We start from the raw sequence: 21,081 nt of genomic DNA, 5'->3' as shown, positions 1-21,081 counted from the left end.
ATTCAGGCGGCGAAAATCTCGCGCAAGGTGGCTTCCTGCTCATGGGACAGATTGGTCGAGACCAGTTCGGCCGACTGACCGCGGAATTCGTCGTGGATCCGGTCCAGAATGGCATCGGAGGTCAATGCGAACAGCGCCGAAGTGCCCGGGGCGAGCGTGGCGCGCACCTTCTTGATGAAGTCGTCGTCGATCCCGATATGGACCAACGCTCCCGACATCGCGCCTACCCCCGCGCCCACCGCGGCGCCGAGCAGTGGCACGAACAACAGCAGTCCGAACAGCATGCCCCAGAACGCGCCGCCGAGCGCGCCGACACCGGCGAGGCTGTGCAGCTGACGGGTTTTGGGCCGCTTCGCGCCTTCCGGCCAGGTGACGACCGCGGCGTCTTGCACCGTGATCAACTCACGGCGTTGCAGATCCTCCAGCGTCGCAACCGCGGTGTCGGCACCGGTGGCACTGGCGAACTTCCATACGGTCAATGTTCCCGTCATCGGGTCTCCTTCGTGTGGTGGCGGATTGTCGACTCGATGCTATGAACGGCAGCGGCCCCGGTTCTTCACCTATCGCGGGTGAACAACGGCGGCGAGATCGCGGATGTACGTCCGGTGTCAGCGAGTGGCGAGTTGCGGTTCGTCGTGTGCTCGGCTGGGCAGCGCACGCGGGGCGAGGGCGTCGAGTGCGGCGTGGACCCGGCGCAACACGGCCGCTGACCGAGCTCGGAAGGCTGTCGCGGCGTCGGCTTTTCCGGTGAGTTCGGCCAGGTCGGCGAGCACGGCGTCGACAGGACCGAAATAGGCGGCGCCGGTGTCGAATCCGATCAGTGTGCCGGAGTAGGGGAGCAGCGCCTCGAACATGTCACGGGCCGCCTCGACTTCGCCGAGGGCGACGGCGGCGGTGGCCCGGAACGCGCACATCAGTGGCCGGTGCACGTCGCGCCGCACCACGGAGTGCGCGTGAAACAGCTTGCGGGCCTGGGCTTCATCGCCGCCGTGCAGCAGGGTCACGATGTACAGCTGCGCCACTCGATCGGGCTCGGCGGCGTACAGCGGCTGCACCCGGTCCAGCAGGCCGGAGATGTCACCGCGCGCCCAGCTCACGGTGAGCGCGCCGACGAGCCGGATCAGCTCGACGTCCGCGACTCCGGCCTCGGCCATCCGGGCGACGAACCGCTGGTACTCGCGCTCGGCCGCGGCCAGGTCGCCGCGCAGCACCTCGATCACCGCGTCGAAGGCCAGCAGGACGTCCGGCAAGGGACTCGGGTGGCCGTAGCGGGCCCAGCCCTGCACGTCGGCCGAATGTCTTTTGGCCGCAAGCAGATCGGTGTCCCGGCAGGCCGCCAGGAATTGTAGATAGTGCGCCAGCGCCTGGTAGTCGCGCAGCCCCGCCCCGCGGGCGACGTCGACCAGTTCTTCGGCGATTGTCCGCAGATTCGACGCGGCGGCGGGTTCGTCGATCGTATTGGCGACGGCGTTCAAAGCGGCGCAGATCAATTCGGCGTCTCCGGTTTGGCGTGCCAGCCGCAGGGCCTCCTGCGCGTGCTCGCGCATCGGCGGGATCGCCTCCGCCGTCTCGATTGCCAGCGTGACGAGCAACGAGGTCCGCTCCATGACCGAATCCGTCCGGGCCAGTGCGGCTTCCAGCGCCTCGAGCAGATGCGCATCGGTCGTCCCCCAGTCTTGTGCGACCCAGATGGTCGGGGTGATCCGGCAGGTGAGTGCTCGTACCATCAGCAATTTGTCATCCAGCTCTTCGGCCAGGCCGAGCGCCCGCTTGCGAACGACCCGGGCATGCAGCGCCCGGCCGTCCTGGGTCAGGGCGTCCGCGAGACCGCGCAGGGTCTCGAACAATGCCAGCCGATCGCCGGGATCGGCCGCCTGTGCCGAATGCCCTGCCAATTCATGCAATTCGACCGCACCGCGCCACAGATCGACCGCGCCCTGGTGGACGCCCAGCTGCTCGTATCTGCGGGCCACCGTGATCACGTGACGCAGGGCTTGTGCGGCGGTGGTTCTGGTCGCGCCACGGGCAGCGTGATGTGCCAACAACTCGGCGTACTCGAGGTCGGCGGAATGGTGCTCCCCGCGATTCTCCAGGAATTCCATCGCACTCCAGTGCATGCGCGTGCGGCGCAGCGGCGAGATGCTGTTGTACACCGTGTCCTGAACCATCGCCTGGTCCAGCACGATCCGTTCTCGGTGATCGAAACCGGCCAGCCTGGCCGCCACGGCGGAATCGATGAGGTCGACCAGCGTCTCCTCGGCGACGCCGGAAAACCCGAGCAGGGTATCGAACTCGATCTCCCGGCCCCATACCGCGATGTACTGCAGCACGGTCAGCATGCCCTCGGGCGTCTGCCCGATTCGGTCGATCAGTACCGCGCGGATATTCTCCGGCAATCCGTGCGAATCCCCGCGCGCGGCAATCCGTTTCGACAACTCTCGAATGAAGAACGGGTTGCCTCCGGTGCGTTCGTGCAACGTCTGCAGCGCCGCCAAATCGATCGTCGTGAGCCCGGCGTCCTCGGCGACTTTGCGGGTACCGGCCAGATCGAGCCCCGCCAGTTCGAGCCGCTCGGTCATCCGATCGGCCAGCGCTGCTTCCGCGGCGCGTAAGGCCGGTGACAGTTCGTGGTCGCGGACCGTCACGATGATGAGTATCGGCTCGTGCTGCAGCCAGTTCGCCAACTGGCGCAGCACTTGCAGCGTCGCGTCGTCGGCGCGATGCGCGTCCTCGAGAATGATCGCGACCGGGCCGTTCCCGACAAGTTCCCGGCAGCGCTCGGTCACCGCGCGAACGATCGTGAACGGGTCCACGTGGCCGGTGCCCGGTTCCGGGTGCGGCGGCGCACCGCCGAGTGCGGCGAGGATTTCGGACCACCCCCACGCCGGCGGCGCACCGTCGACTTCGGGGCACCGGCCGATGGCGGTGCTCCAGCCATCGGCTCGCAAATTCGCGGCGACAAACGTCGTGAGCGTGGTCTTGCCCATACCGGCGGCTCCGGCCAGCCAGGTCAGCCGCAGCCCGGAGCGTTTGGCTTCGGCAGCGGTGGCGTACAGGGCCGATCGCTGCCGGGGATAGAACGTCGGCTCGGCGCCCGGTTCCGACGAACTCCCCGCCAGCGCGCGCGGTCGCGGCCGGTCGCGGTGTGCGGATACCACCAGCGGCATGGTGGTGTAGTCACCCACATGATCGGGTTCGACATTCTGTTTCAGGATCGCGGATTCGAGGTCGGCCAACCGCGGTCCCGGATCGATGCCGAATTCCGAGCGTAAGAATTCCCGGGCTCGGCGCACGGTGGCCAGTGCCTCGACCTGTTGTCCGAGCCGATACTGCGCCGCGGCCAGCAAACGCACGCTTTCTTCCCGCCCGGGATGCTCTTCCACTTGCTGCCGGAGCACGGTGACAACCTCACCGAGCCGTCCCAGTTCCAGTGCGGCTTCGGCGCGCATCTCGGTTGCGCTGACGCGTAAATCGGTCAGCCGGGAAACCTCAGCGGTGGCCCACGAAGCACTGGAAAAGGATTCGAATGCGGCGCCGTGCCAGCAATTCAGTGCTTCATCGAGCAGCCGATAGCGTTCCAGTGGCCCGGGCCGGTCGGCCGGATCATGCATCCGCTGTTCGTACTGGCGCATCTGTGCCTCGAACCGCCACGCGTCCACATTCGTTGCCGCCAAACGCAGGGCATAGCCACCACCTTCCGACACCAGAATTCGCGCCGCGGTCCGAGGTCTTCGAGAAGGCTCGAGGACGCGCCGTAAATTGTGGATCTGCACCTGCAGCACGCCCGGTGCCTGCGATGGCGGATCGCCCTCCCAGATATCTTCGACCAGGCGATCGGTCCCGATCGCCTGGCCACCGGCCAGCACCAATCGCCCGAGCACCGCTCGCTGCCGGCCGGCACCGATGTGAGCGGTCCGGCCGCCGAGTGAAACCTGTAGCGGGCCGAACACTTGAACCTGTGGCTCCGTCATGACACGGCGTCCCTCCAACTGTCGGGAATTCAGCACCATAAAATTGAACTGAAGAACGCCCGGTAAATTACCTTCAACATACCGGTACGACAAACTGGAGCGATCTCGGCGGGGCCAGCAAACCCGTTGTCGGACAACGTCATCCGCATTATCACGCCGGGATCTCGGCGAATCCGCAAAGCCCGCAGGTGCGGTCCGGCCGCGCCGATTGGATGACGCGCCAGCACTTGACGCAGCGTCGCGGACAGCCTTGTTTCATCGCGATGTCCCGCAATAGCGCGGGGCCTTCCGGGTCTCCGCCGAGCCACACGCCGGCGACGATCCCGCGCCGCTGGGTTATCTGGAGCGCGTGTGCGGCGCAGGCGGCGACCACCGGGCAGCGGCGGCAGTAGGCCAGCGCCTGTCTCGGGTCGCCTTTCGGTGGCAGGGCGGGATGAAAGATGCCCGGTGCCGCCCCATAGCACGCGGCCCGTTGTCGCCAGTTCACGCAACTACCTCCTAGTCGGATTCCCGGTGCTTCCGCGACTGCCCTGCTGCTGCAAGTGAATTCCGGATTCAAACGCCGGGAATGTCGCTAATGTAGCCGTGAGATCTGGATGTTCCGCAACCCTCGAGAATTACGAAAAGATATCGAATTGCACGGTAAGTCGAGCGAAAGATAATTGGAAGAGATACGGAAGACCGGTGGCGGACAATCGTTGTGACAACATTTTCTCGATCCGCAGGAGCGCATCCGATGCCCATATCGCCGACCATCGAATCCGGACCGTCGACCCCGGAGACCCGCCCGACGCCGACTGGTTGCGGCACATCCGTCCTGATCGCGCTGTTCGGTCCGGGGCCGCTGGCGGAGTTCTTCGCCGGTCACCGTATCGACGCTGCTACACAACTGAATTCGGCTGGCTCCGCGGACTTGTGCGAGCCGCGCCTGGCCGGGCTGTACCTGGATCGTGACGGCGATGTCTGGCAGCGATCCGAGGCGGGCTGGCGGCTGCGCAGGCAGCGTGGCGCGGCTGTCGAGGACCCGTCGCTCTGGGAATGGATGGATGGCCATGTGCGCGACTACGCGCCCTTTGTTCTGATCACAATGGAGTGATCGGCCGAGGCTCCGGCCATGTGATTTCAGCACATGGCCGGAGCGCTCGAGCCGATCAGTAGATATTCCATTCGAAAGTGTTTCGGAAGTGTCGAGCCGGAAACGGTACGGCCCGATCGGGCGTGCCGATCGAACGAGTCCAAGGAAACCGATGTCCGAAGAATCGAAATCAGCCGAGACCGATATCCCGACTTTCGCCTGCACCACGCTCGCCCGACCCGAGCTGTACGAGCGGTTGGATGCCGCCGTCGCTACGGCCCAAGGCCACGCGGTGTTGATCTCGGCGCCGGCGGGCAGTGGGAAAACCGTGCTGATCGCCGATTGGATCGGCAGCCGCCTGCACCCGTCGCGAGTTCGAAGCGACGTTCGATGGCTCACGATGACCAGGGAGAACTCGGGTGCGGCGACACTGCGTGCCGCGCTGGGCCCCTCGGCGGCCGGGCCGCCGGCGCTGCTCATCATCGATAACGCGCATCTGATTACCGATCCGCCCGCCCTCGCCTATTTGGAACACGTGCTCACGCACCTGCCGGCCTCCACCACCGCGGTGATCTCGGCTCGTTTCGCGCCGCCGTTGCGGTGGCACGCGGTGGAGCAGTCGCAACTCGTAACCTATTTGCGCACAGCGGATCTGGCGTTCACGCCGACCCGCGTTCGGCAGTTGTGCGCGGAGCGCGAGTGCGTTCTCACCGACGCCGAACTCGGTGCCGTCATGCAACTGACGCACGGGTGGCCGGCCCTGGTGCGGATCGCGGTGGGACACCTCGCCGCCGGCGGCGATCGGCAGACCGCGCTGGCCGAACTAGCGGACACACCACGCGCGGTGGCGGACTTCCTGTTCGGTGAATGTGTGGACGAACTGCCGGAGCAGGTGCGCCGATTCGTCGTCGACACCAGCGTGCCGGCCACCTTCAGCGCGGCCCTCGCCGAACAGCTCACCGACCTCGACGCCCATCAGATTCTGGACGGGTTGCTCCGGATCAACTTCCCGCTGCGGCATGCCGCCCGCGGTGGCGAGCTCTGGTTCAGCTACCACCCGATGTTGCGCACCCAGCTGCTCGCCGAGTCCCGTTACGGCGCCAGGCATCCCGAGGTGAACAGGCGCACAGCCGATTGGTATTCGGCGATGAACATGCCGATGGCGGCACTGCCGCATGTGCTGGCGGGCACGGCCACCGAGCTGGTGTGCTTCCTGCGCGAGCTGGGGTTACGCGTCGTGCTCGACGGCGATGGTCCGCGGTTGTTCCGGCAACTCGAGCAGGCCGGAACGCTCCCGGTCGACGACCCGTATCTGTGGGTGCTGCGGTCGATCGATGCACTCGAACGGCGCGATGTCGGCACCGCGGTTACGCACCTGGAGTTGGTGTGCGAACGCGCATCGAACACCGAGACCCTGGCGCCACATGGTTGGATCGTGCCGTTGACGCTGGCAGCGACCGCGGCCACCGCCGTCGCGACCGGCGTGGGTCTCGCGGAAATCAATGTGCCGGAACATCTTCCGGTCACCGGGCAAGCCGATATCGACTCCTATGTGGCCCTCGAGGTGGCCGCGGTACTGCTGGCGCGTGGAGATTTCCACGGCGGCCGGCGACAGCTCCGGCGCGGCTTGGCGCTGGCGAAGTGTGTCGGTAATCACCGTCTCGTCCTGCGGTCCACCGCCCGCCTCGCGATCAGCATCGGTGTGCTGGGGGGAGTCTCGGTGGCGCGCGACATGGCGGCCCGGGCGGTCCGGATCGCGAGCGCCCGGCACCTCGGCGATTCCGCCGATGCGCGTGCGGCACAGAGTGTTTCATCTTACATCGGCTTCCTCCGCGGCGAAACCGGTGGCGAGGCGTCGAGTCGGCAGCCGGAGTGCGGCGGCGTCGTGACCCAGTTGCGCGCTGTCTGGTCCGGTGCGGACAAGTACGCCGCCGCGGTGTCGTTGCGCGCGAGCTCCGCGGCGCTGCTCCGGCATGCTCGCGCCCTGCCCGCCGTGGCAGGGCTGCTGTTGCCGCACGTGATCCGTGCCCTGCTCGAGGTCAACGACGCGCACACTGTGCGGCCGCTGATCGATCAGGCCGAAGGGATACCCGGCGTGGAAACCGGCAGCACGCTCGCCCGTGCCATCGTCGCCGCGGTGACCGAACACCCGAAAACCGTTCTGGGACTGGTGGAACCGATCCTCGGTGCGCCCGATCCCGTGCATCCCGTACACATGGTCACCGCCCTGCTGCTCGTCGCCGCGGCGCATGCGGCGCTGAGGAATCCGGTGCCCGCGAAAGCCGCCGTCGAGGCGGCCTTGCGCGTCGCCGAGCCGGATCACATCGTGCGGCCGTTCGTCGAGATCACCGGTGTCGTGGAATTGCTCGACGCCCACACCGGAACCTTCGGTCGGCACAACGGATATGTCGAACAGATCCGGCATCACCCCGCCGTGCGGCGCGGCGCCGCGCCGCCGCGTCTCACCGTCACCGAGCGCACCGTGCTCCATCAACTGCCGTCCGGGCAGACTACCCAGCAGATCGCGGAAAGCCTCGGTGTGTCGATCAATACCATCAAGACCCACCTGCGCGGCATCTACGCGAAACTCGGTACCACTTCCCGGGCCGAAACCCTGGTTTCGGCCCGGCGCACCGGCCTGCTCTGAACGGCGGGTCATACCCGGTCCGGCCGCCAGGTGGTGACGGCCCAGATGACCACCACATCGAGCACGATGATCAGAATCGACCACGCCGGATAGTAGGGGAGGGACAGGAAGTTGCCGATGATCGACAGCGCGGCGAGAAAGACGGTGGCCGCGCGGGCCCAGGTCGCCCCGTACATCAATCCGATCGCGCAGGCCGAGAGCAGGACGCCCAGAACGGCATGCGTCCAACCCCACGACGTCGTGTCGAATCGGTAGATGTACTCGAAACCGGCGACGTAGAGCTGGTCGGCGGCGATCGCCGAAATTCCTTGCAGGATGGAGATCACGCCGACGGTCAGCAGCAATATCGCAGCCCCGATCGATGTGCCTGCCGCAACGGAGTGCCGCCGCGGGTGTTCGATATCGGACTCGTGTGTCATGGATCGCCCTTCCTCAACGGGTTGCTGGACATCTCCGAATCTGCTTCACCCGCGTCGGCCGCGCTTCGCCCATGCCGGGTGACTTTTCCGGCCCGCGCGGAACTGAGCTGCGACCAGTTCAAACCATTCGGCACCACCACGAACAACTAATTCCCCGAGTACGGGAACATGATGATCCGAACCGGTCGAATACCGCATCGTGCACGCGATCTATGACCTCACCGATTGGCCGGCCTACAAACTCGCGCCGGACCATTCAACCCGGTCGGTCTGATCACCGCATACTGCGGTGGCGGTGACGCGCCGCTGTCCGGCACACAAGGTTCGCTCGGCCGATTGCACGTCGATCGGCCGAGCGAAACGTGTTGGCCACCTGACCAGTCTCATCTCTGAAAGACGCTGCGCACCAGAATTTTCCGGATTGTCATGCCGCAGCGGCTTTGCTGCGGTGAAATTGTAGGGTGGTGTCGGCCGGCGCTGGAAAGTCCCGGCCCGGATGGGCCCGATGGCTCGTGTGGGCCGCAGTGGTGTTGCCGTTTGTGGTCTTGGCCGGGGGGCTTCATCTGATGCCGGGCGGGTTCGGCGCCGGCAGCCTGGAACGGCGACTAGCCGAGTACCGCGATCGAGGCTTGCTGGATCACCAGTACGACGCGCTGGTCTGGCACATAGCCCAGCCTTATGTCTGGCACACCCCGCTGGAACGAACGATGACGGTGAACTCCTCCCGCGTGCCCGGCGGTGTCAACCTGTATGTGTTCCGCGAGGATCCCGAACGCTACTTCGATAGGTTCGACTGCCAGTGTGGAGTCGTCGAGCCAGGTGACACGATCGTGTGTGACGCTGAACTTCTCGACTATCTGCGCGATTTCCTCACCGAGCCGCTATCGGGGCCCTTCCATCGCGAATTCCTCGAGATCTGGACTGAGGCGCGGCGCAAGCTGGGTGAACCGGTCGGTCCAGAAGATCAGCGCAGAGGGTTGGAGGCGTACGACGCCGTCGCCGTCGCCTACGCTCGAGCGCTACTGCGCTGGGTCATCGGCCACGAGATCGGACACGTCCGGCTCGACCACCTCGATCAGGACGATATCCCGGTCAAACAGCGTGAGGTCAGTGCCGACGACTTCGTCGTGGATACGTTGGTACGCAATGGGGATAGCCGCGATTTGCTGTTCATGTCCTTGATGTTGGAGAGCATGCTCAACACCCTGTACGCCGATTCGTACAATCAGCTGCACCCCGCCGAGAAACCCATTGTCGGCTTCCCTTTCCAGGCGATGCTGCAACCTGAGATCACTCTTGCCGATACCGGTGATCACCCGCCCTTGCTGTCACGGACTCTGTCGATGTGGAAGCGGATGGGGGAGGAGCCCGAATTCAGTTATATCTCCGGCGTTGCACCCGGTATCGAGAGCAAGATAAAAGTTGAACCGTCGGGCGCAAAATTGAGCTTGTGCAGTTCAGCGCCTACGGTCTACCTCGCCCACCAGCTCGTCATTCTTCGCGAACCGGCATCACTTTCCGAAATGGTGAATACGCATATCGACACGGGTTTGCTATGGGCGGACATGACCCGCTACGACATCGCCGAGCGCGAACTCGATCAGGCAGTGACCGCAGCTGAGGAACTGACCGGCACCGAACGCACGCAGTGGCTGACCGATGCGTACCGATGGCGCGGCACGATTCGCTACATCCAGCGCAACCACACTGGTGCCCGCGCCGATCTCGAGCAAGCCGCAACATCGGATGAAGGCCAGGTCGACGTACATTCGATGCTGGGCTGGAACCGGCTGGCCACAGGCGATCTGGCCGGTGCCGCGACCAGCTGGCGCACGGCGCTCAACCTGGCCCCCGACCACGCCGACGCGCTCGCCGGGTTGGCCATTACCGAAACCGAACAAGGATCCCCAGATCAAGGTGTGGCCTACTACCGAGCTGTGGTCGCACGGGATCCCGGTTATGGATCCAACTCCTGGCTGAAGTTTTCCCGCTTCCTGCCTGACGAGGCGATCCAGCAGCTCGAAAAAGTACGCCGGGCATCCGGGTCCTGATCTGTCCACCAGCACGTAGCAGAGGCATATATGAACATCTCGGCACGAGCCTCCTGGGTCATCCTCGCCATCGCGGGACCGGTATGGCTGCTCGGTACGACCTATCTCGTCCTCGTCTACCTCGACAGCCACGAACGCGGTCTCGGGTTCAACACCGCAGCGGCAAAGGTGAATTGGGCACAACTCTGCTACGCCGGAGCCGCGATGGCACTCGGCCTCCTCTTCAGTTTCATTCATCGCCGCGCCGCAGCGGCCGGGGATGGGGCGTTCAACATCGGGCAAACCCTTGAGGACATACCTCGGACCGCCCCATTCTGGCGAGCTTTCGCGGTAAGCCCAATGGTTTTCGGTTTCGTATTGGTTGGCGTGGGTGACAGCGAGCTGACCATCACGCAATACCTGCTCGCATTCCAGAACGGCTTCTTCTGGGAGACCGTATTCGGAGGGGTCGCAGGCACACGGACGCCGACCACCACCACGGCGATGCCGGTGAGCGAACCCAACGCGGGTGAGGAGGCTGGTGACGAAACAGCCGGAAAATGAGCAACTTGTGTCCATCACAATAGATATAGATCCTGATCTGGGGGTTTGATCCGTGTATAAAAAATATTCCAAGAAGATTCTCGTCCTGTCGGCAATCGTTGCGACTTCTACCGCTATGGCGGGGCCCGCTGACGCCGTCATACGAGAACCAGCACACTGCGGGAAGAACAACGGCAATGTGGATTGGACGCCTCCAGCATCCAATCCAGACGAGAACCCCGCCATAGACGAACTCTTGATCACCATAAATGTCGGTGGCGACGACATTCGATCGAACACCACTGTGTCGGCGACTGTTACGTTCACCAGCGACTTCTCCATCGCACCGCAAACAGCGACGGACACGCTCACCACTTCCCCCCATCCCAATGACACAAATTTTTCCAGCCGAATTCCCCTGGCCTCGAATGGCGGCGACTCGGTCCGGCCGAGGAGCATCGAAGCGGTGGAAATATTTTATTCTTCGGGACAACCCGATATCTTCAGCACTCCCGACAACTGGAACATGGATTCGATGTCCGTGCAGTATCCGGACCGAAGCGGCGTCTTCACCCACCTGTTCTCGGGCTCGGGCGAGCCCTGGCTCCATCGATTCAAGGCCAACTGTGACGACAGCAATGGTGAGGGCGGCCCCACCTGGAAGGTCGACACCCCGATTCCGCTCCGGCGATGACAGCTGTTGCTCTCAGCCCGGATCCAGCGCAGCAGGCCGAAACCCAGCTTTGCCGCGCATCAGCTGAGATGTGTTCTGGGCCAAGTTAATCGGAGGTATCAGGACTGGGTACGCCCCAACTCGAACTCCCGGACTTGCCCACCGCACAGGCTCTCCCGGACACCGCCGACCTCCACGACTATCGGTGGCGCGGAACAGTCGCGAACGGCCAAATGCACGAGATTGTGGTCGACGGTGACATCGATGCGGTGGCCGTGGTAATGCAGCCCGAATCGCACCCGCTCGATCTGTTCCGGCAGGCGCGGGGCGAAGGTGAGGCGGTCGTGGCGGTAATGCATCCCGGCGAAGGAGCGCAGCACGATATCGAGTGTCCCTGCCATGGCTCCCAGGTGGATTCCGTGCCGGGTCGAACTGCCGGTTTGGTTGGTCAGGTCAGCGCGCAACGCCTGATGAAAGGCGGCCCACGCGTCGTCCGGCCGCAGTCGCGCCAGAATCGAGGCGTGCACAACGGGACTCAGGGTCGATCCGTCACTGGTGCGCTGCACGTAATAGTCCATCGTCCGTTCGAGCATGGACGTGGTAGCCGGGTATCCGAGTCGGTCCAGTAGTTCGCACAGTTGATCGGGGCCGAACAGGTGCAGCAGCATCAAGACGTCGGGCTGCTTGGACAGCTTGTATCGATTCGTGCTGTCGCCCTCGGATTCCAGGATCAGGTCGAGGCGGCCGATGTCTCCGTATCGCTCGCGGTAGCGGTCCCAGTCCAATTCGAGAAGGTCGTCGTACTCGCGGAATTGGCTTATCACCCCGGCATGGAAGCAGACCGCCATGCGGCGGCTCATCCGCTCCCAGCGGGTGGGGTCGCGCTCGAGATCGATGTCGAGCCGCTCGGCGAGTTCGGCGGCCGCGTGGCCGGCGAGGATGTCGAGCGTCTCGACCGCTTTGCCGCAGAGCCAGGCGGCGAGGACATTGGTGTAGGCGTTGTCGCAGATCCCGGCTCCTGGCGTCTCGGGATACCCGTCATGGTATTCGTCCGGCCCCATCACGCCCTCGATGTGATATCTGTCGTGCTCTCGGTCATGGTCGGCCATGGCCGCGAACAATGTGGCCACTTCGATGATGAGCGGCGCACCGTTCTCGGCCAACCATTCGCGATCACCGGTGTATTCGTAGAAATGCCAAGCGTTGTAGGCGACAGCCAGCCCGACGTGACGTTGCCGCCAAGAATGGTCCGGCATCCAGCTGCCGGAGTACGGATTGAAAAGCTGAGCCGGGGTTTCCTCCCGCCCGTCGCTGCCGCTCTGCCAGGGAAACATCGCACCCGCCCATCCGGCTCGCGTTGCGGCGGCTCGCGCTGCGGATAAGCGTCGGGAGCGGTAGTGCAGCATCGCTTCGGCCACATCGGACAAGTTGAGAATTAGTAGCGGCAGTATGAACATCTCGTCCCAGAACACGTGGCCGCGATAGCCCTCGCCATGCAGTCCGCGTGGGGGTATACCGGCATCGAGATCCGCCGAGTGCCGCGTAATCGTTTGCGCGACATGGAAAATATGCAAATTGATCGCGAGTGCCGTCCAACTGTCACAACCGTCCAGCTCTATCCTCAGTCGATCCCACAGAACCGCCCAGGCCCTGCGGTGTGCCGGCAGTAGTTCGGCGACTCCGCCGGGATTGCGGCACAACGCGGCCAGGACGGCAGACGCGGGAGAGTCGATAGCCGCATCACGGGAAGTAACGATGGCTATCGATTTGTCTACTACGACCGGTCGGCTGTCTTCGACTTCGAGATCGAGGTGTGTCTGTGGCTCCGCTCGACGCTCCGCGCTGCGGATAGCGGCGACCATCCGTGCACCCGTCGTCCACATGCGATGGGCCAGCGCGATCTGAATGTCGCTGGTGCGCGTGCGAGTTCGGACGAGGAGCGTTTCCCGGTCCGCTTGCTCCCAGTGCGCGTCCGCCAAGTGACGGTGCGCGAGCAGGCGGTACTCAGGCACACCGGCATTGGTCACTCGGGTATCGACGCCCGACCGCACCTGAACTCGACCGCTCCACCCCCACGCGATCAGTGTGGTCTCCATCGCGGCACGATGCGGGTCGTCCATCGAGACGATGCGGCGTTGGGTCATTCGGAGCCTCCGCCCGCGGCTGTCACTCAACACCGCGGTTCGCACCAGCACCGCCTGGCGCAGATCGAGATCGCGGCGCTCCTCGCGGATGTTCAATCCGCCCTCGGACAACCAGGGTTCGTCGGCGATGCGGATATCCATCGACAACCAGTTGGGAATGTTGACCAAATGCTCGTCTTCCACCCGAATGCCGTCGACTGCGCTGGTGAGCCGGTTGTACACACCCGCGAGATACGTTCCGGGGTAGTGGGTTCGATCGGCCCTGTGCTCCGGGGCTGCGCCCCGGACGCCGAGGTACCCGTTCGACAACGCGGTCAACGCTTCGCGGTGACCTTCGTGCGCGGGATCGAAACCGCCGTAACGGAGCGTCCATTGATCGGCGGGCTCGAAACCGAGGTCCAGCCGGGCGGTGTCACCGGTGACGATGTCTGCCCCCGCGCGGGCGAGACTGTCCGCGGGTGTGGCACGGTCGATGCCGACGACCAGTCCGAAGCCACCGGCGGCGGCGGCGCGTACGCCGGCGGCGGCGTCCTCGACCACGACAGCGTGCGCGGGCTCCACTCCGAGCCGGCGCGCGGCCTCCACAAACATCGCCGGATCAGGCTTCCCCGGTAGGTCCAGCTCCGCTACGACGTTGCCGTCGACGATGACGTCGAACAGCCCGCGGATGTCGGTGGCGTCCAAAACCGCGCTCACATTGCGGCTGGCGCTGACCAGGGCGACAGGCACCCTGCCGCCGCGAAGTCGCCGGAGCAGTTCGACGGTGCCGGGAAAGGCGTGAACTCCTTGTTCCTCGAGTATCTTTCGGAACAGTGTGTTCTTGCGCGCGGCGAAACCGTGTGCGGACCAGACATCGTCGGTGTCGTCCTCGTGGCCGTCCGGGACGCTTACCTGACGGCTTTCCAGGAAGGCCGCGATAGCGTCCAACCGGCCGCGGCCGTCGACCAGGCGGAAGTAGTCATCGGAATCGAAGGGCCGGGTATCGGCACCGTCGTCGACCCGTTGATCCTGTAATACGCTGTCGAACAACGCTTTCCATGCCTGCTGGTGGATGGCCGCCGTGTCGGTGACGACTCCGTCCATGTCGAACAACACGGCGCTGTACGGAATCCGCATCTCTGGGTCAGACATTCCAACCGGTCCATTCTGGCAACGCAAAGTGAAGCGTGCTGGCTTGAATATCAGGGAGTATGGGCCGGATATCGGCCGGGCAGTACCGATTACGATCTATCTGCGTATCGACTCGGGAGGTATGACCAGGCTACCGCGAAGTTGCCTCGAATTCCACGGAAGTATGGTTTTTTGAATTGCCGGGGCATCGGATCGGTACATCCGGTTGGCTACATAGGACGAAAACTGACCGGTACCTTGTAACGATGAGGCGATATCTAGGTGAACTGCATTCCTGTTCCCGCGCCCGCGCTGGCATTCTGATGTGACATATTCCGCTCGGCTCGGGACAAGCGGTGGCATTCGGAAACTCGTCGTGTGCCGATGCCAGATTCTTCTGTGGAGGGAAGGGGAAGTCATGGTCCGACAGGGCGATTCCGAAAGCGAAACTTTGGGGCAACCGCGGCGGACCGAGGAGTCACTGATAGAAGAGGTGAAGCGTGCGATGCACGAAGTGCCGGCGGAGATACTGGCAGCCCTGAGCAGGATCGAGCCGGCCGCTGTGCTCGACCTGATCGGTGAGATGGACGCCGCCCGACGGATCTTCGTCGCTGGAGCCGGTCGTTCCAAGCTGATGGTCGATGCCTTCGCGATGCGGCTGGTCCACCTCGGTTACAGTGCCTATGTTGTCTCCGATGTCACTACACCGGCAATCGCCGGTGACGGTGATCTCCTCCTGGCCTGTAGTGGCTCCGGAGAAACTCCGACCATTGTGCAGCATGCGGAAACCGCCCGGCAGACGGGTGCGCGGCTGGTTGTCCTCACCGCGACGCGAAAGTCGAGTCTGGCGAAGCTCGCCGACACTTTGCTAGATATACCGGAACGATCCCCGGCTGGCGACGAAGGCGAATCGGTGCAATTCGTGGGGACTTTGTTCGAGCAATGCGCTCTTGTCTATCTGGATGCCGTTGTGTTGCTTATCGAGCGCTCGAAGAAGTCCGACCGGCACGAAATGTTGGAGCGCCACACCAATTTCGAATAAGCGGAGGCCGGAGTGAGTGTTGTCACCTGTACCAACACCAAGGCGACCATGAGCGCTGCGGACACACGACAGTGGCTGGAAAGTATCGTTATGCCCTTGGCCGGAGAATTGTCCCGTGCAGGGTTCTTCGCCTGCTTGCCAGGCCCTTTGATTCGCGAATCGGTTGCGACACTGCGTGGCACCTCGGTCGCGGTGGGCGCACAAGACGCGTGGTACGAGGACGGCGAGTACACCGGCGAGGACGCACCGTCGTTACTCGCCGAGATCGGCTGCACAGACGTGATGGTCGGGCACGCCGACCGTCGAGCTCGCGGCGAAACGGACGAGCTGATCGCGAAAAAAGTTGCCGGGGTGCATCGTTCGGGAATGAAGCCGTTGATCTGCATCGGCGAGGCCGAACACCTGTCCACCCGCGAAGCCGCGGAACACGCTGTGCGTCAGCTCGATTCCGCTACCCGGGAATTGGCCGACACCGTCGCATTGCGGGTGATGTACGAACCCGCTTGGACCGTCGGTGCCGCCGCGGCCGCGCCCGACCACGTAGCGGCCGTATGCGCGGAACTTCGTCAGCGGTTCGCCGATCGCGGCGCGACGTTGACCATCCTCTATGGCGGTGGCGTGGTCAGCGGCACCTATACCGACCTGATCGCCGCAGGCGCTGACATCGGGGGCATGGGCCTCGGGCGGGTTACCAAAGATCGTGAACTACTCGCCGATGTGCTCTGCGAGATCCAGGAGACCGCTCCGTGAGCCGCTGAGCCCTATCGGAATACACAGTCGGGACGTAAGGAAATGGCATGGCTACAGCAGTGCAATTCGACAAGGTCGGCGGACCCGAGGTTCTCCAGGTACGCGAGGTCGAGGTCGGTGATCCCGGGCCCGGCGAGGTCCGCATCCGGGTCGATGCGATCGGGTTGAACCGGTCGGAGGTGCAGTTTCGGGAAGGGGTCTATCTCTACCAACCGAAATTCCCCTCCGGCTTGGGCTATGAGGCCGCCGGGGTCGTAGAAGCCGTGGGTCCTGATGTTTCGAATGTTTCCCCCGGCGACGTGGTCGGCGTGGTGCCGGCCTTCCTGCTGACCGAGTACGGCACCTATGGCGATCACGTGCTGGTGCCCGCTTCCGCCACCGTCGCACGCCCCGCGGGTATCTCCGCCGAGAAGGCGGCCGCGGTCTGGATGGCCTACCTCACCGCCTACGGCGCCATAGTCGAGGACGGCCACACCAGGTCCGGGGACCACGTCTTGATCACCGCCGCCTCCGGCAGCGTAGGCCACGCATTCATCCAGACCGCCAACCACATCGGTGCGATCCCCATCGTCACCACGCGCACCGCCGAGAAGAAGAAGCGCTTGCTGGACCACGGTGCCGCCGAGGTCATCGTCACCGACGAGGAAGACCTGCACACCCGGATCGACCGGATCACCGGCGGCGCCGGTGTGCGCTCTGCCTTCGACCCGATCGCCGGACCCGGTGTGGAGCAGATCGCACGCGGCATCGCCCCGGGCGGCCAACTCGTCGTCTACGGCGCACTCGATCCGCGCACCACGCCGCTGCCCAACGCCCAAAGCTTTCCTCCGCTGCGCACCCGCACCTACACCGTCTTCGAAGTCACCGCGGCGGCCGAACGCCTGAGCCGCGGTGTCGCCTTCGTCAACGCCGGGCTGACCTCCGGCTCCTTCGATCCGATCATCGACAAGACCTTCGACCTGGCAGACATCGCCGACGCGCACCGCTACCTGGAGGCCAACGGCCAGGTCGGCAAGATTGTTGTCACGGTGCGTCATTAGCGCGTCCGTGAGCATGCCGATGGCCTGCACTGGTCACGCGACCTTCGCGGCCGGGGCTGGGCTTGCTCCGCAATCCCTCTGCTATGCCGCAGCATTTTGGGTCTTGAGGCCGATCACACCGCGACCCAGGATTTTTTCATGGCAGTCACCTATGTCAAAGACCTCGAAGCTGATCTGGCAAAGCTCGGCTCATACGAGTCCGCGTGGAAATCGCTGAAAGAGAAATCGTCCTGGGCGGCCGACACCATCAACGGCGCGGCGAACAGCGTGGTCGGGCGCGGCTGGGCCGGGCCCGCGTCCGAACGCTACGACGGTCACCGCCGAAAACTCGTCGCCGACGTCGACAAATGCGCGGACCTGGCAGGCCGGGCCGCCACCGCGGTGAACGCGTGCATCCATACCCTGCGCTTCAACCAGGCGCAGTTGGACAACGAGAAATCCAAGCTCCAGGGAAAAGTGCGGATGAGCGTGGATTCCGACGGTGTCGTCACCCTCGACCCACAGGACGAAGACGAGGACGAGCTGGTCGAGAAATTGGTCAAGGCCTACAACGACATTCGGGCCCGCGTGGACGCGCAACTCGCGCCGCAGACCGCGGCCTTCCGTGCGGCGGTGACCGAATTCAAGACGCTCGAGAGCACCTGGACCCGGCGCACGCTACGCACACTGAATTGGAATGTTCAGCAGGGCGGCAACGGCAACAAGTTCCGCGCGAAACAGGGCTACCAAAACGGCGACATGGGTGAACTGGCGCAGCGAGTCATCGACGGCAAAGTGGACGTGGCGACCTTGCAGGAACTCTTCGGTAGCGGGGCGAAAAAGTTGCAGGAGGAGTTGAACGAGCGCGACCCGAACGGTAACTGGGAGGTCCACTTCGGTCCGGCCTCATGGAAGGGCCAGGCTCGATACCTGGGAATCCCTGCCGATTTCGGCAACGCCGTCGCTGTCCGGACCGGTAGCGGCTTGATCGCCACCGGGGACCCGACGGTGACCGACCTCGGACCCGGCGACGAAAAGCGCTCCGCCACTCGGGTCCGTGTGATTGTCGATCGCTGAGGTCTACCAGGCGGGCAGCGTCAGGTCCACGCGTTGCCCGTCGTGGTCGGACTGCTCCCGATACCAGCGTTCGGCCGGGGCCGTGCCCAGGCCGCGCGGCAGGTAGTGATCGATGGGCCGATTGCTCGCCGAGGTGCCGAACGGTGCACCGCCCGGGCCGTCGTGGATAGTGCCCGCGTCGGTATCGAAGCCGTTGCCGGCGAAATTGCGGATCGCCTGTGCGGACGGGCTGCCGTCGTTGGTCACCGCGTTGAAGTCGCCGCCGACCACGACATTGCCGGCGTTCAGATCGGCGACCAGGCCCCGCAGCTTGTTGATCTGCGCGGCCTGCTCGTCGCCGAATCCATCGTCGGACTTGCTCAAGTGGGTACTGAGGAAGTCGAGCACATGACCATTGAGCTTCATCAGATTCTCGGCGTTCTCGTCGTCCATGATCCGATACAACCCCAGCGCCATCCGCATTCGCTCGGCGTCCGAGTCGACTGTGCCCGCGAAAGCCTTCACAGTGTTCGATCCGCCGGTGTAGATCTCCGAATGCGCTGAATGGCAGGCCTGGCCACCGGCGGTGTTACCGAACGGGGTGACAGTGGATCCGAGCAATAGCTGCTCGATCCCGCTGGCCTGCACGGACGCGCCGTTCATCAGGCTCAGTCCGTGCACGAGTGCGCCCTGCGCGCGCTCAATTTCGGTCTGAAGCTTCTGCAACTGTGCCTCATCAACTTTAACCGTCATCCTAAGGACTCTGTGCTACAGCAAAATTGGCGGCAAGCCCCCGAGATCTGGGGCAGCCCTTCGCAACTGGTTCCGCCAAGTGTCACCAGTAGTGCTCGGACGAGTCCGGCGTGGGCGACGAGGACGTCGGTGATGACGCCGGTGCGTATGGCGGATGGCCATGCGACTCTCAGCCGAGGGCGCCGCCGTGCCAGGTCGGAAGTGGGCGTGCCCCGGTGGCGACCTGATGGGCGGCCGCGGCCAGCAGGCGGGTGGAATCCAGTGTGGGCAAAGGGGATACGTCCGGGGTTATCAACAGGGGGATCTCGGTGCAGACCAGAGCGACGGCGTCGCAGCCCAGATCGGACAGCCGGTTGATGACGTCGAGATAATACTGTCGTGATGCGGTGGTGAAGACTCCTTCGCACAGTTCGGTGAAGATGATTTCGTCGATCAAGTGGCGTTCGTCGGAGTCCGGTATCTCGGCGGCGATTCCGTTGGCTGCTAGGACGCGCGGGTAGATCGGGCCGGTCATCGTGTACTTGGTACCGAGCACTCCAACTCGCTGGTAGCCGTCCGCAGCCGCTTTTTCCGCGACGATTTCGGCGATGTGCAGACCCGGCAGGGCCAGGTCTTCGCCGTCGGACTCCAATGCCATATGCGCGGTATTGTCGGGGCAGACGAAGAACTCGGCCCCAGCCCTGGCGAGGCGGTCAACGCTGGAAGCCAACGTCTTTCGAATCGCACTGTAGTCGCCGGCTTCCCAGGCGGGCATGCTGCGGCCCATCGCGATGCAGTCCAGGGTCACGTCTGCGTGCTGGTGCGGTCCGAGTTCGCGGGCGCCCTCCTGGGAGAGGGTCCGCAAGCACAGCGACGCCCCTTCGATACTGTGCGCCAAGATCCCGACATGCCTCATGTATTCCTCCTGTCAGCACCGAACGTGCCGGTCCCATATCGCGTCGGGTGACGTGGCCGATCTCCCGCACTGTGATCGGTGAACGCAGTTTAGGATACGGCATGACCGGCATCGGCGATAGAGGGTACGGCCAGCGCCACGGTCCGCACCCAAACCTGCACGCCGACATGATCATCCAAGTGGTGATGCCGTTACCCCTCTGAACCCGAGTCGATTTCAGTGTCAATCCTGGACGCCATGGGATCGGTTCGAAGAGCCGCACCGCAAAGCGCACGTCGGCCAGCTGCGCTCCGTCCGAAAGTCCACCGTCCGGCGTGTCCGCCGGGACGAACTCCGGTGTAGCGGTTGTCACCCGGGCGTGCCCGAGAACTCCATTCCGTGTTCTGTCGGCTCCCGTCGCACGCGGCGTAGGTGCGCTGCAACGAGTTGCGTTGACGGCTAACAGGATTCGCAGCATGATCGGCTGATGGAGACGGTAGCGCACAGTCCGAACGAAGGTATCTATCCGGCGACCTCCGATTATGTGCATGCACTAGAGGTACGCCGCCCCGAGCGGCTGGTATTCGTGGCGGGCACAATGGGTTTGGATCCGGCGGGGGTGGCCGGGACGACTGTGGCGGAGCAACTCGAGCGGATCTGGCGCAATGTCAGGGTCATTCTCGCCTCGGCGGACATGACCGTCGACAACATCGTGCGGTTGACCAGCTACCTGCGAGATCCAGCGTATGCGGAGGCCAACGCCGCGGCCAGGGTGGCGGCGCTCGGGGGCCGCGCGGTGCCGACGACGGCCATCGTGGTGCAACTGCTGGAGACCGATTGGTTGGTAGAGATCGAGGTGATTGCTGCTGCTTAGGCCGAGCCTCGTGCAGCCGCGCTGCTCGGAGCTGGGGAGGCCGCGCCACGCAACCGGTGCGCTGACAGTGGCGGCGCTGGGGCCCGCCGATACTGTGCGCG

General features: G+C 64.4%; 17 protein-coding genes. 10 read left to right on the top strand and 7 right to left on the bottom strand.

Going from position 1 to position 21,081, the window contains the following annotated elements; all coding sequences use genetic code 11:
- Positions 1–2 precede the first annotated feature (2 nt).
- From BJ987_RS29530 to BJ987_RS29520, 3 genes are all read right to left on the bottom strand, one after another.
- Positions 3–491 (bottom strand): DUF1269 domain-containing protein, encoded by a 489-nt coding sequence (locus BJ987_RS29530; RefSeq protein ID WP_209896309.1) that lies wholly within the window; start codon positions 489–491, stop codon positions 3–5.
- A gap of 117 nt (positions 492–608) precedes the next feature.
- Positions 609–3,971 carry an ATP-binding protein gene (locus BJ987_RS29525; protein WP_209896306.1) on the bottom strand — a complete coding sequence of 1,121 codons (3,363 nt, stop codon included), beginning with the start codon at positions 3,969–3,971 and terminating at the stop codon, positions 609–611.
- Positions 3,972–4,122: 151 nt separating this feature from the next.
- A complete protein-coding gene (locus BJ987_RS29520) occupies positions 4,123–4,458 on the bottom strand; it encodes a WhiB family transcriptional regulator (RefSeq protein ID WP_209896305.1) in 336 nt (111 codons plus the stop codon).
- 249 nt (positions 4,459–4,707) lie between these two features.
- Between BJ987_RS29520 and BJ987_RS29515 the strand changes: the two genes are divergently transcribed.
- A complete protein-coding gene (locus BJ987_RS29515; protein ID WP_209896303.1) occupies positions 4,708–5,067 on the top strand; it encodes a hypothetical protein in 360 nt (119 codons plus the stop codon).
- Between the two features lie 151 nt (positions 5,068–5,218).
- Positions 5,219–7,693 carry a winged helix-turn-helix domain-containing protein gene (locus BJ987_RS29510; protein ID WP_209896300.1) on the top strand — a complete coding sequence of 825 codons (2,475 nt, stop codon included), beginning with the start codon at positions 5,219–5,221 and terminating at the stop codon, positions 7,691–7,693.
- A gap of 8 nt (positions 7,694–7,701) precedes the next feature.
- Here BJ987_RS29510 and BJ987_RS29505 read toward each other — a convergent pair whose 3' ends face one another.
- The gene (locus tag BJ987_RS29505; RefSeq protein ID WP_209896298.1) at positions 7,702–8,112 is read right to left on the bottom strand and encodes a DUF7144 family membrane protein; all 411 of its coding nucleotides are present in this window, start codon (positions 8,110–8,112) and stop codon (positions 7,702–7,704) included.
- Between the two features lie 524 nt (positions 8,113–8,636).
- Here BJ987_RS29505 and BJ987_RS29500 point away from each other — a divergent pair.
- From BJ987_RS29500 to BJ987_RS29490, 3 genes are read left to right on the top strand one after another with little or no spacing between them, the layout of a single operon-like run.
- The gene (locus tag BJ987_RS29500) at positions 8,637–10,163 is read left to right on the top strand and encodes a tetratricopeptide repeat protein (RefSeq protein WP_209896296.1); all 1,527 of its coding nucleotides are present in this window, start codon (positions 8,637–8,639) and stop codon (positions 10,161–10,163) included.
- A 30-nt stretch (positions 10,164–10,193) separates the two neighbouring features.
- Positions 10,194–10,706: a hypothetical protein gene (locus BJ987_RS29495; RefSeq protein WP_209896295.1), complete on the top strand. Its 513-nt coding sequence runs from the start codon at positions 10,194–10,196 to the stop codon at positions 10,704–10,706.
- A gap of 52 nt (positions 10,707–10,758) precedes the next feature.
- Positions 10,759–11,379 (top strand): hypothetical protein, encoded by a 621-nt coding sequence (locus BJ987_RS29490; protein ID WP_209896294.1) that lies wholly within the window; start codon positions 10,759–10,761, stop codon positions 11,377–11,379.
- A gap of 98 nt (positions 11,380–11,477) precedes the next feature.
- On the opposite strand, the gene BJ987_RS29485 is transcribed toward BJ987_RS29490, so the two are convergent.
- A complete protein-coding gene (locus tag BJ987_RS29485) occupies positions 11,478–14,633 on the bottom strand; it encodes a beta-phosphoglucomutase family hydrolase (protein ID WP_209896293.1) in 3,156 nt (1,051 codons plus the stop codon).
- 397 nt (positions 14,634–15,030) lie between these two features.
- Here BJ987_RS29485 and hxlB point away from each other — a divergent pair, with 397 nt between their 5' ends.
- The 4 genes from hxlB to BJ987_RS29465 all read left to right on the top strand — a co-directional run bounded on the left by hxlB (position 15,031) and on the right by BJ987_RS29465 (position 18,500).
- Positions 15,031–15,654: a 6-phospho-3-hexuloisomerase gene (gene hxlB / locus BJ987_RS29480; RefSeq protein WP_209896292.1), complete on the top strand. Its 624-nt coding sequence runs from the start codon at positions 15,031–15,033 to the stop codon at positions 15,652–15,654.
- 12 nt (positions 15,655–15,666) lie between these two features.
- Positions 15,667–16,404, top strand: coding sequence for a triose-phosphate isomerase (locus tag BJ987_RS29475; protein ID WP_209896291.1), 738 nt, complete (start codon positions 15,667–15,669; stop codon positions 16,402–16,404).
- A 47-nt stretch (positions 16,405–16,451) separates the two neighbouring features.
- Positions 16,452–17,444 carry a zinc-dependent alcohol dehydrogenase family protein gene (locus tag BJ987_RS29470; protein WP_209896290.1) on the top strand — a complete coding sequence of 331 codons (993 nt, stop codon included), beginning with the start codon at positions 16,452–16,454 and terminating at the stop codon, positions 17,442–17,444.
- Between the two features lie 138 nt (positions 17,445–17,582).
- Positions 17,583–18,500, top strand: coding sequence for a hypothetical protein (locus tag BJ987_RS29465; protein WP_209896289.1), 918 nt, complete (start codon positions 17,583–17,585; stop codon positions 18,498–18,500).
- A 3-nt stretch (positions 18,501–18,503) separates the two neighbouring features.
- On the opposite strand, the gene BJ987_RS29460 is transcribed toward BJ987_RS29465, so the two are convergent.
- A complete protein-coding gene (locus tag BJ987_RS29460) occupies positions 18,504–19,232 on the bottom strand; it encodes an endonuclease/exonuclease/phosphatase family protein (protein ID WP_209896287.1) in 729 nt (242 codons plus the stop codon).
- Between the two features lie 169 nt (positions 19,233–19,401).
- The gene (locus BJ987_RS29455; RefSeq protein WP_209896285.1) at positions 19,402–20,127 is read right to left on the bottom strand and encodes an aspartate/glutamate racemase family protein; all 726 of its coding nucleotides are present in this window, start codon (positions 20,125–20,127) and stop codon (positions 19,402–19,404) included.
- A gap of 466 nt (positions 20,128–20,593) precedes the next feature.
- Here BJ987_RS29455 and BJ987_RS29450 point away from each other — a divergent pair, with 466 nt between their 5' ends.
- Positions 20,594–20,980: a RidA family protein gene (locus BJ987_RS29450; RefSeq protein WP_209896283.1), complete on the top strand. Its 387-nt coding sequence runs from the start codon at positions 20,594–20,596 to the stop codon at positions 20,978–20,980.
- Positions 20,981–21,081 lie beyond the last annotated feature (101 nt).

It is taken from the genome of Nocardia goodfellowii (assembly GCF_017875645.1).
Lineage (GTDB): Bacteria > Actinomycetota > Actinomycetes > Mycobacteriales > Mycobacteriaceae > Nocardia > Nocardia goodfellowii.
The sequence above is the reverse complement of the archived record's forward strand: the minus strand, read 5'-3'. Positions and strand labels throughout refer to the sequence as shown.